General features: G+C 50.9%; 1 protein-coding gene (running past one end of the window). It reads left to right on the plus strand.

What is annotated here, in order from left to right; all coding sequences use genetic code 11:
• Positions 1-16,683, plus strand: partial view of a hypothetical protein gene (locus QET40_RS04935; protein ID WP_280126058.1) — the 5' portion only. 15,783 nt of this gene lie beyond the right edge of the window; only the first 16,683 of its 32,466 coding nucleotides appear in the window; its start codon is at positions 1-3; the stop codon falls past the right edge of the window.

A 16,683-nucleotide genomic window follows, 5' to 3' on the forward strand; every position in this document is an offset into this window, starting at 1 on the left:
ATGAAAATTCGCCTTCCCCTCCCCTTAAGAACTGCGTTGCTGTCCAGTTTTCTTGCGGTTTTCTCCTACACTGTCCAGTCTGCCACCCTGTCGTGGTACGGTGAAAACGGCGGTTCCTTTGTTGAAAATTGGTGGAATCCTAGTCCGGACATTCCGGATAGCCCGCACCGGCAGGATTTGCTTCCGCACGACAATCTTGTATTCGGAGATCAGGATCCGTCCTCTCTCGAAGAGAGGACAGGATTGCAGGAAGTGATTTTTGGTCAAAAAGCCACTTATGGTTCGTTTACGTTGACGAGTGCGCTTGACTGGAATATTGCGACGGCAGGTTCAGTGTTTGAATCTGTATCGGTTACAGCGGCAGGGAAGACCTTGACCTTTGATGGTCTGGAAGTCACTGATGCGATGACGGCAACCGGAAATCTTGTGTCTACTGGCAATGTAAAGGTGGGGGGCGATTTTACATTGGGGGCATCCTCCACATTGACAGGAACCAACTTGGACGTGTCGGGTGCATTGTCGAATGCGGGAACGATTACTTTGTCGGGGGGATTGACGACGCAATCGTGGACACTGAGTTCAGGAGGGACTATTCTGGCCCAATCTTTCAACGGAGGGATGGGAGACAGCGACATGGTTGTCGACGGGACGAATTTGTCCCTGGAGGGGAACCTGTCCGTCAATTCATTGGCCATTACCGGCAACGGAGCTTTGACAGCTGGAGCCGTTACTTCGGAGGGCGATATTAGTGCGGGGTCCGGGACAAGTTTGACCAGCAAGGGAACTCTGACTTCGACGAACGGCGGCATGGCAATCGCCGGAACCGTGACGGCTGGTGGAACCGTGACGGCTTCCAATGGGACCATTGAGCTTTCCGGGACCTTGAATGCAAATGGGCAGAGTGTCGTTGCCCAATCTCTCAATATGGGAAGAAACGGGAGTTTGACCGCAGATTCCCTGACTGTGCATACCCTGGAGACTGTTACCGGTTCCCGTATGAATTTGACCGGAACTCTGAACACTCAATCCTGGACACTAGGCGCCGGTACCATCACGGCTGCTTCATTCAATGGGGGCTCCGGTTCCTCTGACCTTTCCCTCAATGGTACGAAGTTGACCCTTTCCTCTTTGGAAGCCATAGCCCTGAATTCCCTTTCGTTGAATTCCTCCGCCTATTTAACGACAACAGGTAATGGTGCGGATATCACGATTGCAAACGGATTGACACTTAATGCCGGGACAACATGGGATGTCCGGGGAAGTTCAGCTGGACGCAATGTCATTACCGGCGGCAACGCCGTCCTCAATGGAAGCATGTGGGCTAAAAGCCTGGCTGTGAATGGTGATAGCTTGGTCGTCGGAGGGACGGTTGTCACGACGAGTGATGTAACTGTGACCGGATCGTCCAATATCTCCGGCTCTTTGTCGTCTGATTCCGGAAATATGACGTTGAGCGGCGCTACAGAGGTATCCGGTATTCTGAAGGCCAGCAACATATCTTTGACCGGAGCTGTGACATTGGCCGGGAATACTTTCAATATCAGCGCTTCCCGGAACCTAACTATTGGTTCTCTGGCGAATACGGGAGGAGAGATCGGAGGCGGAACCATTTCTGCCAATTCTTTGACATGGACGACGACTCCCGGAACGCTTCAATTGAACGGTACCAAAATTATTCTTGGAGACACGGCTGCCAATGATTGGAGCGGCATGGATTTGATCCTGAGAGAAGGATCAGGAGCCGTCTTTAATGTTAAAAAAGCTGATGTCAAACTGAAGTCCCTCGTTTTGGAGAAAGGTTCCGGAACGGCTTCTTTTGGATCGTTGGAAACGGCTGGCAATTTGGAGGTTCTGGATAACAATGCCAAATTGAATTTAGGAACCAATTCCACGTTGACAGTTGGTGGTGACATGACTCTCAATTCATTTAGTAACTGGGGTACGGTTACCGTTGACGTTGCCGGCAATTACACTGGGGGGCATATGCTTACTGCCAAAGATATAACGGTTGGAGGGAATGTTGACTTAACCTCCAATCTTACCGCCACAGAAAGTCTTTGGATTAAGGGAACGGTTGAGGTTATAAAGAATGCCAGTATACTGGATGGACAAAAGAGTCTGATTATTGACGAAGCCGTTACTAATTCCGGCACTATCAAATCCTCTTCCGGTTCAATTACTCTGAACGGTGATGTCACCCTGAATGCTGGAAGTTCACTTCTTGCAACAAATGGCACGATTTCCTTGGGGGGCGATTTGACAGCCAATGGATCGGCCGGAAAACCGGTCACGATTACAACCCGGCAGCTTCAGGGTGATACTGCCAAGACCATTTCTCTGACGAATGCCGACATGAGCCTTACCGGTAGTAGCGATACTTCTACGATGGGAACGCTCGAAATGACGGGATCTGCTCTGAATGTTTCCTCCTCCTTGACGGCGGGAGCTGTTTCCGTAGATGAGACGTCCAGCGTGAGTGTTGGCAAATACATTCATTTTGAGTCTCTTACTTCGTCAGGACTTGTTGAATCTACTGCGGGGAATATTACTATTACCGGTGCCGTGGATGTGAAGGATGGAGGGCTTCTTGAAGCCTTGTCAACTGAGGATGGTACTGGAAGCATTTCGACGGGTGAGCTGGCCAATGCCGGGACGATTCAGGCCAATGGCACGATTATTGTAACTGGCGATTTGAAGGCTAACACCGGGACGATTCAGTCCTTGGAAAAAGACATCGTTATTACGGGGGATGCCAATTTGGAAGCCAATGGCAAATTGATTGCCGCTACGTATGATGAGATTACTCAGGAATGGACGGGGACGGGCAATATTTCCATCGGTGGTACCCTGACCACTTCGGGGCAAACAGGGGAACGCGTGATGCTTGTCTCTTCAAAACTTTTGGGGACAGGGACTTCCGGGAGCGATATGACCCTTTCCTTCACGGATTTGATCCTGACGGACAAAACGGATGCCGATCATACGGCTTCCCCAGTCAAAGCCGGGAATGTGACGTTGACGGATTCTCTTTTCAGTTCCGCCAGCGGTATTGAGGCTGCGAGTGTGACCCTGAACGGTAATTCCACGTTGCTTTCCACGCAGAAGAACTATACTTACAGCAACAATCCAAAACCGGAAGACTATCCCGAAGGCGGTAACAAACCGGATCAGACCGACATGACGATAGGCTCACTGACGGTCAACGGCAGCCGGAATACGGTGGAGAGTTATGGAAACCTTTTCCTGAAATCCGCGACAGCACTGGATGCCGATCAGTTGAAGGTCAATGCCTGGGGTGTGGTGACGGTTGATGGAGACTTGACTCTGGGTGATAAAAATGCTGCCAATCACAATACGATTTCCTTCCAGGGGGCCGGCATTGCGGTGGAAGGGGGGCTCAACGTTGCCAAAGGCAGTACTCTGACTTCCCAAGAAGCCACTATCTACAAGGAAGACGGGATAACTCCCTGGCCGGCTGCTACCAGGGATAGATCCCACCTGACTGTCAAAGGGGACTTGGATTACCAGGGAGAGATCGTCGTCAAGGGAGCCATGACGGCTCAAAACGTGACGGGCAGCGACGGCGGGACATTGACCGCCGGCAATGCCTCAACGGGGGATTCCGTGACAGTTAAGAGTATTGTTCTGAAAGGGGATAACACGACTTTCTCCTCCAGAAACGCCCTGAATATTACTTCCTTCCAGGAAGATGGCGGAGTTAAGTATGCCGCCCAAGTCAGCGGAAACGGGGCGAAATTGTCGTCTGTTTATAACATGACCATGGCCAATGGAGGGCTTCTTGTCAACGAGGGCTCTACCGTTAGTGCGGGAAGAAACCTCCAGGTCGGCGACGTCAACAGCATTCACAATGTGGTGATCAACGGAGTGTCAAGCGGAACCGTTGCAACGAAGGTGACTGCGGGAAGCGATTTGCGCGTGTATGGTGATGTTTCCCTGAAGGGAAACAACATTAACGTTTCGGCTAACAATATTTTCATTTACGACGCAACCCCGGGAACATTGGGGACATTGACGGTTGACGGGGCCGGGAATTCCGTAAGAGCCACACAGCAGTTCCGTGTATTTGCCATTGACCTGAAAAACAACGATGGTCTGCAGAATGTCCTGTCTGCCGGAAACCCGGGCATGTATGTCGATACGACATCGAACATCGGGACAGGCAATTTCCTCAATTCAGCCGGCACGATCCAGTTCAAGGGTAAGGTGACGACGAAAGGCGATATCCAGTCCTCCCAATCGGTGTATTTTGAAGGCGGCCTGGATATGACAGCCGGAAGCATCGTCTCCGGTGACACGGTGCGTTTCACATCCCTGTCCAACTCGATGACGGGAGGGAGCCTGACGACTCCCAACTGGGAAATCCTTACCGGCTACGATGCGGGAGGGGCAGTCAACCTGGTTAAAAATACGGAGGTTCACGTATCGGGATCTACAAAAATCAGCGGTGACGGAAAGGCCCTCTTTGAGCAAATCAGCGGAGAGTTGGGAGAAGTGAAGGTCTCCGGCAATTCCGATGCGACGATTGGCGGTACCAAAAATCGCGTCCGTTTTGAATTGCTTAACAGCGGTTCCGAAAAGGGGACAGTCTTGGCCCCCCTGTACATGACAGGCATGTCCATCCAGAACGGAGATGTCTATTTAGGCAGTTCCGACGGAACGAATCCCGTTTATCTTGATACGAAGGGCGACCGCAAGGGTACGATTACCTTGAACAAGGAAGGGCGGTTGTACGTTTATCAAAACAATACCTGGGCCGGTTCCGTCGAGATGAATAACAATTCCTATCTGACGCTGGCCGGAGGTAATATTCTCGGCGATGTCTATTCGGCAGGAACCAGTTCCGATTTTAATACGAACAACATTACCCTTGATGTCCAGGGAGGGGGCTTGATCCACGGCAACGTGATTCTCAATGCCGTGACGGTAATCGGAGATACAGGCAAGACTGTGACGGTTGACGGCGACCTGAGCATTACCAATTCTACGCCAGCTGATGCCCTTCAATTTTTTGCGTCTACTTCTCTGACGTACACGAGCGGGCAGTTGACAATTGTTGATAACCCTCCTGTTTCTGATCCCGACGTATCCCAAATCAACGACTCCGTTAAAAAGGTCATCATCGAAGGGGATTCCATGGTGACGCTCGGCAAGCTTTATGCTAACGGCTATTCATCAGGTACCATTCCCCACGAAGTCAGTATCCGTTTCGGCGACTTGACGATCGTGAGCGGAAATTACAAAGGAGACCTGCTGTTCGAGGAAAGCAACCAGGCCCAGAATAACGCGAATGTCTCGCGCAAGTTGACGATCAGTACGGACACGGCGAACGATCACAACATGATCGTGCTGGCATCCGGGATTATCAGTGTTTCCAACGATACGACGTTTACTCTGAATGGAGAACTTCGCGGCGACATGTCCCTGTTGATGGAGGGCGGCGGTACGAAAATTTTCAACAAAACCCTGAATGGTACGGACGCCGACTATACGGCGGACATTACCTGGACTGCCGGCAAGCTGCAACTGGGCGCCGACAATGCCATCGGGACGCAAGGCACCCTGTTCGTCAAGAGTACGACGGGTGAGGCGCTGGAACTCATCAGCAATATTCCCAATGCTACCGGAACCATTACGACGAGCAAGAACATCGACTTCTCGGCCAGCCCGGTAACTGTCAACACTGTCGATAACCTGACCCTGACGGGCAATGTTACCGGAGGCACGATGAGCAAAAACGGTGCGGGCGTACTCGACATGAGCAGTGCGGCCGTCGACATTGATACCTTGAATGTTTATGGAGGTACCGTGCATGACTTGTCCGCCGGGAACAGCTTGTACGACAACGTCAACGTGTCGGCGCATGCCGTCTTCATGGGTGACGTCGGTACGTATGGCAATCTGACATCAAGGGCGACGATCACGATTGTCGACGGTGAAGTAACCGATATCGGCGGCGGTTTCCTGAGCACGGTTCACGGAGACGTGTTCGGCAACATTGTCACCGAACATGTTGGGAAAGAATCTCCCGACGAAGGTCGCACGGCCTACAATTCCGTCATCGTTTTGGCCGATATGGTTTCCCAGGCCGGGCACACGGGTAATATCGTCAACGGCGGGACTCTGCTGATCGACGGCAGCAACCTGTCGATGACCGGCGCCATGAATCCGGACAGAGGCAATGGATCCGATTTCTCGCGTCTGACGCTTACCGGCAGTTCCCTGGAAATGACGGGCAATATCTATGCTTCCCGTTACCAGCGTCCCGAGGATAAACCGGCCGATGAAGCCGTCTGGGATGGAGGATGGTTTGCCATGCAGGATTCCTCGCTCGTTTCCAAGACGGGCAAAATTGAAATCACCGGCAAGACCCAGGGCATTTCCTGGAATGGCAGCAAGACTTCCGTTGATCAATCCGATGTCCGCTTTTACGGCAATGTCCTGACGGCCAATACGGGCATGAATCTGGATCTTGAATTTGTAGGCGGTACGGTCGGGGGCACCGTTGACCTGACCCAAAACAGCATCATTAGCAAGGGCAATGTCTTTACCGTTCTGAACGGCGGCATGTCCTTTGCCGGACGGAGTTTTGAGGATGAATCGAAATTCGACAGCAATACTCTGACCTCCCGTGATGACATGAAGCTCGACATGAGCTTCAAGAACGGGTTCGACAGCAACGAATTGACTTCCCAGCAGGGAGCTTTGTCCTTCAAGGGCGAGTCTCTTGAAGAGAAGGAGATCCACGGTGCGGGATTTAGGTACAATACGTTTTCCTCCTGGGGAGACATGGATATCGAATTGTCGACAAACGTGCTTGCCATGGAGAATACCTTTACCTCGGCGATGGGGGGCATGAGGTTCTTCTACCATTCCGGAGGTACGAAGAGCTATGGAGAAACTCTTCTGGGATTCCTCGACAATACGCTGACATCCAAGGGAGACATGGTGGTCGTTCTGAATACGCATGTTACGGCTTCGGGCAACATCCTGACTTCATCGGCGGGAACTCTTGACTTTACCTACCGTTTCCAGGGTGAGCTTGCAGAGGGAAGCGGAGGTGAACCCTTGGTTCATGGAGTGACCGACAATACATTGACATCCCAGGGCGATATGGCGCTGCGCCTGGATGTCAGAAACGTCTCTGGCAATACGTTTTATTCCAAAGCCGGGAGCATGCTGCTTTCCGGTATTCCGGATTCGGGAATTCTTGTAGACGAACGCGTCCTGTCCGGCAACTCCCTGCTGGCACAGGGGGATATCACATTCGATCAATCTTTGGACATTAAGGAGTTTAATAACAACTTGATCCAGTCCGGCAAAGACAACCTGAAACTTTTGGGTGATATTTTCGTCAACACCGTGATCGGAGATGGGGCTGATCAGACAAATCCGTCCGGCAAGAACGTTGCCAATACGTTTGCGGCAACACGGCAGTTTACGAATAACGCCTTCATGTTCCTGGGGAGCGGATCTTCCGTTAGTGCCCAGTTGTGGAACTTGAATGCCGATGCCGTGATTTATGACGGAGGTGTGACGATCAAGGCTCCCGTCAATGCGGGCATCGTCTGGCAGGGAACTTCTAGAAGATTGACTCTTAACGGAGGAGCAAGCCATGTCCTCGGGCGCTTGACCCTTAACTCGGGGGAACTCGTCTTGAATGACGGGGCGACCGCGTCGGCCCTGGATGTCCAGGGAACGGATACGGGAACAGGCATGCAGGGAAGGATTACTCTGAATGATGCCAGTACGTTGACATTCGACTCCATGGAGACGATTGGCAAAGTCATTCTGGCGGATGATTCAGCTGCGAAGCGACTGGGATCCATCCTCACCATTGCGAATAAAAACAGCCACATCGGCGAATTGACGCTGTCCGGAGATTCCGTCCTTTCCCTGAGTAAAGGGCATCTGACTATTGATGTCTTGCGGCAGAATGGCAAAAAGACGGGCGGTGAGGTTTTTGTCGGTATGGGAGATTTGACTGTCGGCAGTACAGATTGGGATGACAATACCTATTTCTCGGGTTCCATGACGGCATCCCTGGGCAGTATCTATCTTGCGACAGGCGGTGATTTCAGATTGGATGAAGTGACTATTTCTGCTTCTTCTTCCGTGTCTAATACGGGGAATTTGTATCTTTCGAGCGGTTCTTCCGTATCGGCGTCGGACTGGTATGTCAATGGGAAGGCAGTCCTGACGAATGCCGGCGTTTCGCTGAATAGCCGATTGCTTCTTGGTGGCGATTTATATCTGGAAGGGCTCAATGACGAAAGCGTCTGGGGCGGCTGGCTGAAGAACAGTCTGAGTGCGGGAGAATGGGATGCCTTGGGCTCTGACGAAGCCAAGAAAGCCAAAGTAATGGCCTTGCTTGGAAAACAGGCATACAATCTGGGTAACGTGTCGTCGTCCATTCTGACTCCTGCGGGCGGCTCCTATCCTACTTTGTCACTGGTCAACCTGAACGACATTGCACAGACCGTCCGTGCAGATGTTGTCGATGGCGGCTATTTCAATGTGTCGATTGACAATTCCGAGTTGAACGTGAGCAAGATCCAGACCTTTGGCGATACGACGCTGAAGAATAAGGCCGTGTTGAGTGCCAACGGATCCGTACATTTGTTCGGCCAAGTTTCGTTGGAAAATTCGTCGATTTCCTCCCGCGGCATAGGCAACATCATTCTGGGGGCTGTCAATGGAACGACAGCATTGGGAGAAGTTGTCAAGTTGAAGGACATGGAGATGAATGCCTCCGGCCTTATCCTGTTGTTCCGTGGTGCCATTAATACTGGTCTTGCTTCAGACGGAAGTATTTCAGGAAACACGTTCCAGGCAGCAACGTTCGATTGGCAGCCTGTCGGTTGCCAATCGGTAACCTTTGGCGCCGGTAACAAATTTGCTATCGTTACTTCAACGAAAGTTGCGGATCAGAGCAGCTTCGTGTTCGATCCCGGTACCGGTTCCGGAGGCAACGATTACGGATCTCTGGGGCAGATTACGATGGGGAAAGAATCTTCCCTGAAGTTGTTGCATAATTCGTTATTGGAAGCCAAGGGGATCTCCATGACTTCCGGAAACCTGGTTTTGCAACAGGAGTCCAGACTTTCTTCTTATGGCACGCTGACCATGGGAAGCGGCAATGTCACGGTTGAGAATAAGTCGCATTTGTTAGTCGATGGGGCTTCTTTCGGAGGTGATGTGTCTGTGTCCGGGAGTTCCTACATGTTGGTTAATGGTAATGTTACCCAGCAAAGCGGCAATTTGAATATCTCATCCGGTTCCTATTTTGCGGGGTTCGGGGATTATTCTGCCTTGGGGTCTCAGATTTCTATTGAGGGAGAACAAACCACGATGATCCTGTCCGGCGTATTAAGCATGAAGCCATCGATTGATATCGCAATGGGTTCGGCTTCACTAAGCGTGACGGATGGGGCGGTAGTCTCCCTGGGGGGAATCATTGCCAATTCCAAATCATTCATTGATCTGGATCATGCCACGGTTGCGTTTGTTACCGATAACCTGGTCTTGAATGATACGGCGACCGCTGTCATTAACGATACGACGATTAAAGATGGGGGAATCTACCACAATGGAATCGGTTTCCTGAGTTTGGATAATCTGACGATGTCGGAGAAGGCCAGTAAAATCGTTCTTAATTCCGGCGATACGACGATGACGGGAGTTATAACCCTGGGATCCGGCAGTGACCAGGGCGTGTACATTCAGGGCGGTTCTCTATTTATCGGCGATACGTCTCTGGACAAGGCGACTCAGCTTTCAGGTATGATGTCGTTATCCTCGGGAATCGTGACGGTGCACAATGTAGACTTGCTTGAGAAAGTTGTCGTCCAGTCCGGTATCGGTATTCGCCAGTTGATCTTCAATCCCTTGACGAGTGATGGTGCTATTCGTATTCAGAATGTGCAATTGGGACAAATGGAAGTCAACTCCTCCCTCAGAATGATGATTGGCGATTCCCGGAGTGTCCGGACTGGGAACTTGTCCGGCAACGGCCCGATCACTTTGATCGGACAGGGTTCTCTGACTCTGGGACGGTTGACAGATAGCACCGACTATACGGGTGATATCACATGGTCCGGATCGTCTCTGTCATTGACGGCGGATCATGCCCTCGGGACTACTGGTCAGTTGCTCGTGACGGGTAATTTCCAGGGAATCCTCGATGTGAGCGGCACGGATGTCCATAGCAAGGATCTGGCGATTGACAGTCAGACTGGCTCGTTGACCGTTACCAATCAAGACGGAGATCGGACTACGATGACCGGGACGGTCCACATGTCCGGGACATTCATTAAAGAGGGAGCCGGTAGTCTCATTATCGACGATAAGACGCCCGAGAAAACCTCATGGATGAACAACGTGACTGTCAACGCTGGTTCCCTGACGTTGATACAAGTTGACGACCATGGTATTATTGGTCGATTGACCGCTAACAATGGTGTTCTTACCCTTGACGGCATTGACTCGAATGCTGTCTCGGACATAACGGTCAAAGGAAGTCTCGGAGAAATCGTACTGACCAATGCCTCCCATATTAGATCACACGTGGTTTCTGACTTCAATGCGGGACGACTGACGATAGATAATGATTCTTCTTTGATGGTCAATGGATTACTGGATGTGGGCGGCTCTTCCGGAATGACGATTGATTCCGGTTCACTGCAGGTGGACGGCAACATGTTGCTGTCCGGCACGGGAGATTGGATTTTTCGCGATGTTTACCTGTCATCCTATGATACGATGATTCTGAGTATGGAAAATCTTCGGGGTTCGAAGATTTCCGCAAGTGAAGGGGGAGTCAATACATTGGAGAGCCTGGCCTTGACTGTGAACAGGGATCTGCTTGTCGAGAACGGTCATATTTCCTCCAAGACGATGACCTTGGACGCAAACCTGGCCGTCACTAACGGTCAATTGTCAATTGAAGACAAGACGGTTCTTCGGGGTAATCTGTCGTTGACCGGTTTTTCAGGTAAGAACACTCTTGGAGAAATCGAGCTCAATACGGCTATACTGACTTTGTCCGGGAATGGGACGGATCCCGATACGATCCTGACTGTGTCCGGAAATGTCGTGGGTACTTACGAAGTTTCCGGAGAAATCAATCTTACAAACGTGTTGTTTCAAGGTGATGTCGCTTTGACAAACGACATCTTGTCCGTTAGCAATTCCGCTGTCTTGGCGGGAGGTACCGTGACAATGCAGGGGGGGGAATTGAACATCGCAGGCACGAACAGATTTGTGCAATTGATACTTGCCAGCTCTGTCAAGAGTGGATTGGAAATCGGAGGTGTAACGATTAATGGTTTCGATAATTCTTCCATTCTGGAAGCAACGACGACATCAATTATTTCCGGAACGCAGGCGATTGATAGCAACGTTACTCTAAGAACGGATTTGACGTTGCAGAACGGAGCGATATTGGATCTTGCCGGCAAAATAGCCGCCTCTGACGAGTACGGTGCGAACATCAGAGGGAATTTGACCGTTCAAAACGGTGTAGTGACTTTGAAGAACGCTTCTTCCGTGCAAGGCAACTTGGAATTGCAGACCGGGACGGTTAACATGTACGACAGTTCCGTAGGGCAAACCGTTGTGTTCTCCGGAAATATCGGAGTGAACCGTGAGTTGAATGTGTACGGCGATGCTACGGTCCGTTCCATGAATGTTGTTTCCGATGCGTTGGTTAATATTGCCGAAAACCATACCTTGGTTGTTTCCGGAGCCATTGGATCCGAAATCGCAGGTTCCTTGCCCGGCGCTTTGACCAAGTTCGGTGGAGGAACCATGAGTGTGAATGGAGGCGGCAGCATGGGGAGTCTCCTGGTAGCGGGCGGTACGTTCCAAACGACTGGTGTTTCATTGAAGGGAAGCGTGACGGCGGATGGTGCGAATTCCCTCATTCAATTGTCCGACAGTGAAGTGCAGGGAACTCTTGCAGCTCAGAATAGTGGTAGGATTGTCATGTACGGCGGCACGTTCAATAACGGCCTTCAACTCATGTCTCTCGGCAGTGCCGAGTTGAACGATGTCAATCTTGATAACTCGAAGCCGGATGAGTCTATTACCGTGGCGAAGGGATCGGTATTAACGCTGAATAATTCAAAGATCAATTATGTCGGCAGTTTCACAACTTCAGGTATTTTGAATATGAAATCCACGGAGTTGTGGGCCAGGAACGGAGACATTAAACTGCTGGGTGAGGAGAATGTGAGCCATATTGAGGATAGTACGCTCCAGGCGGTTTCCCTAATGATCGGTCACATCGGTACCCATGTGTATATGACGGATTCCGTTTTCACCATTTCCGGGACATCCGAAGTCCGTGGTAATTTACACCTGTTTGCGACGGAGAATGATACCGATTTAGGTTCCATGGGCGATATCGTGATTTACGACGGTGCCAATATGACTGTGGGGGTGGATTACGGGCTTGACGGGGAAATGCACTATTCTACGGGAACGTTCATTCTGAGTGGCAATGTAACATTGGTGGACAATGCCGATGCCAACACTTTTGCCATGAAGAATGGTGTCCTTACGGGCAAGGTTCTTGTAGAAGGATCTTCCAACATTTTCTCTATGACCGACGCGATTATCGACGGTTCCCTGACGGTGGAAGGCGGTACATTGACATTTGACGGGCAACAGAACACGGTGACTGGCAAGGCTACTCTGGGTGCAGATTCGGAGATTCATGCCGGTACGATTTTCACTGCGCAGGAAACCCATTTGTCGGATAATCTTCTGACGATTGAAGGTTCCCTGAATTCCGAACTGTATCTGGAAGGCGGCAATACCTTGTTGAAAGGTGATGTCGCTAGACTTGAGAAGGATATCAATATTGTTTCGGGTACATTCACGTATCAAGGAACCGGGAAATCGATGCCTGCCGGCAGGTTGACCAATATTACCTTTACTTCCTATCTGTCTTCCGACCGTAATCTGGATATTCACAAAGACTGGGCGATCGGAAATCTGGCTCTTAATGCAAGCGGACAGATTAATTTGGGAGAAGTGGGCATTTCTTCTTCTCCGGTATTGAATGTGAAGGGCGTGCTGTCCGGCAGTTCCAATCTGACCGTGACGGGAACGGGTGATGTCCATTTGGAAAAGTCCGGTACTCATACAGGAGATATCCATTATGAAGCACTTGGTGAACTCCATCTGGATGCCGATTATGCTATTGGTACGGTCGGGACATTATACATTGGCAGTTACGGAACAACGACGGATGATGTGCATACTTTTGTCACGGGCGTCCAATCCAAGAACGTTGTGGCGACGCATATCAAATTGACAACAGAAGGAGAGACTACCTGGGCCGGGACTATTTACCAGGACTCTATGACCAAGGACGGTCAATTCGATCTGACCATTGCCAACCGCAGTTCCACAATCGGATCGCTGATCGTGGAGGAAGGAAATCTGTTCAGTCAGGGCAGTAACCGGTTTGTCGATCTGATCGCGAGGAATAAGGCCGGAGCTGCCCTGTCCGCATCCATCACCTTGAACCAGGGAGATACCGTTAACGGAAATTTGGAAACAGGTACCGGAGCCGCGATTAACTTAAACGGTTTGACGACAAACATCAGGAAGGTTGCCAATGAGGGAACCCTGAATTTGTCAGCCGGCTCCAACATCCTTGTAGGAGAATCTTTTGTATCGTCCGGAGAGGTCTCTTTGAATAATGCAACTTTACGCATCACCGATACCGTGTCGGTGACGGGGAACGGTTCTATTCATGCAAGCGAACTCAATAAGTCTTCTTCATTCCAGACGAGCAGTTTGATGATCTCGGGCGGAGGTCTCGACTTCTCGAACGGTATCAATACGGTTAATGTGAATGAGGATATGACCGTTTCCGGAGGCAGTTCAATGGTCCAGGGTGTTCTTCTTGTGGGAAATACTCTTGCCATGACGGGAGAGGGGAAATTGACCCTCCAGCCCGTAGGTGATACGTCCAGCTATCTGGGGGATGTGTCCATGAGTGGAAAGAGCGTCTTTACTGTCGGAAATACGGTAAATCCCAGTACCCAGACTGTCCGGGCGGAGTCGGTTTCCATTGAGGGAAACGCCTCCCTGGTTTTGAACAATATCAACTTGAATATTAATGGCGGACTTGGGAACTTGACGATGACGGGAAGCAGCGATGCAGATCAACCTTCCTCGCTGGTCACATTTAACAATGTCCGCTTGGAAGGCAATATTGCCGTATCGGCCGCCAATGCCGTCGAATTGTCCAACTCCGTCTATGTGACGGGCAATCTTGATTTTCTGGATGCTTCGAGTTCATTGGCTTTGTCCGGTCAAGGGGACATTTCTTTCCAGGGGCAGGTAGAACTTGGTGCCGGTCATAAGCTGGTGGTTCAATCTCCGACCGGCTTGAAGGCTGCAGGTTTGAATATGACCGCCGGCGCTGAGTCTGCCGTGTACGGTTCGATCGGAATTTCCGGCATATCCGGTCTGTCGGGGGCGGTTCTGACGCTGGAAGACCGCTTGACAGGAACGTCCGTCCAGAACTTCGGTTCCTTGGGAACATTAACTCTTTCCGAGGGTTCCACGATGACAGCATCCGGCCGCGACATTGCTCACAAGGCTCTTCTGGCCGGGAATATGACGCTGGACGATAATTCTTATACATCGGCAAGCAATACGTTATTGTTGAAGAATCTCATTCTTGACGGCAATGTATCGATGTCCGGAGAGTCTGCTTTGAATACGCTGTCCATGGAGGACACGACACTACTGGGGGATTTGACCCTGTACGGCGGTACATTCAATTCCAAAGGCAGTAATAGCGTCAAGACAGCTACGATTGGCGGCAAGACTGTTGTCCGGATTCTGGACGGAGCCTTGACGGCAGATAATATCCGCCTTGTCGACGATGCGTCGATGACGATTTCATCCCAGTTGGACTCCGGATTGATCCTGGACGGCACAGGTGTTGTTGTGACAATGGATTCCCCTGACTATATGGGAGATACGGTGCCTTCTCCGGGATTTGCCCTGACTGGCAATTTAACGGTCAATGCCGGGGAATTCGTGTACAAGGCAGGTGCCGTAGCCGGGCGGATTACCATGAACGGAGCCGTAGCCGACGAAGCAAGGGTCAGTGTTGAGAACGACTGTTCGACAAGCATCAACAATATCCTTTCCATGAGCAACTTCGGAACAATCAGCGTCGTTGCTGGAAAGACGCTGACGATGAACGGAAGCGTGATCAACAAGGGAACTCTGAGGTTGATTGGAGAAGGAAACTTCGAGTTTACGGCAAGCGGTACTCATGCCGGAGAAGTAGAATATAATGGAACGGGGGTATTGACTCTCTCCGGGGAAAACGCTTTGGGGAATAGTGGACGATTGACTCTGACCCAGGCGGATGGATTACCCGGTCATATCGGTACAGCCCGTCTGGATGTGAGAGCTAACCAGGGCAAGGATCTGATGTCCGAATATACCCGGGTTGAGATGACTGCTTTTAAGGTAGGAAACGATCCGGTGATTTGGAGCGGTGTTATGAACCTGACTGAACTGACATTGAGCAATGTTGGGGACAAACGCAGCAATATGACTCTTGCTTCCTCCAATTCGGTTATCGAGACATTGAAGCTCAACAAGAGTACGTTCAAGAGTAACGGCTCCAACAAATTCGGCAATATCGACCTGTCCGATTCTGGCGATTTGTATCTTTCCACCGGGGATGAAATCAACGGTGTGATGACGTCGGACTCTTCGACCATTACGCTGGATGGCGTGACGGCGCATAATATCCTGGGCCTGACGAACAGGGGGACTCTCAATCTGATTAACAATACTTCCATTACCGTTGCGGGAGACATGGAATCCTCGGGGATTCTCAACATGGGTTCCAGTTCTCTGACTGTCAACCGCCTGACAACTCTCGGCACGACTTCGTTGAAGGACTCCGTACTCAACGGCAAGATGAGCGTCGAGGTCAAGGGAACGATTGCGACGACCCGGGATAATGTAGAATCGCAGGTTGTGGCCGGCATTTTGAACGTCAGAGCGGGCGGACAACTGTTGTTTGAAGAAAATTCAGGACTTGCCAACGTGACGGTAACCGAAGATTTCATGATGGATGATCAGTCTCTGGCTTCCGTGATTACGGGAAATATCAACGTGGGTGGGAAACTGCTGATGAACGGAGGCAATCTGGATCTGCTTCTTGCCGGGGAAAAATCGAGTTCCATCGGAACGGTGTCGATCCAGCAGGGTAATTTGTCGATCTCGGCTCCCGTGGGAGACGGACCGAGGGTCGTATCCGCTTCTGCCATTACGGTCGATCATGAAGATTCCTGTCTTGATCTTACCAACGTCAATTTGAATCTGAACGAAGGGAATGGGACTCTCTTGCTGAACGGCGGTACCGATCCCCAAAAATCCTATGAACAGCTCCGCCTGAACAATAGCCTGGTAACCGGCAACGTGACGATCCTTGACCGTAATTCCGCTAAAGTATCGTCATCTGCGACCATTACGGGAACGATGACGGTGAATGGAAACTTGGAGGTGAACGGTTCGGGTACCCTGACTCTTGGCAACCTGGCTATAGTCGGTGTCGATGCCGATGCTGCAGCCATGGCATGGGCCGGAGGAGAACTGCTCGTGAACGGGGAAACG

The organism is Akkermansia sp. N21169, from assembly GCF_029854675.1.
Taxonomy (GTDB): domain Bacteria; phylum Verrucomicrobiota; class Verrucomicrobiia; order Verrucomicrobiales; family Akkermansiaceae; genus Akkermansia.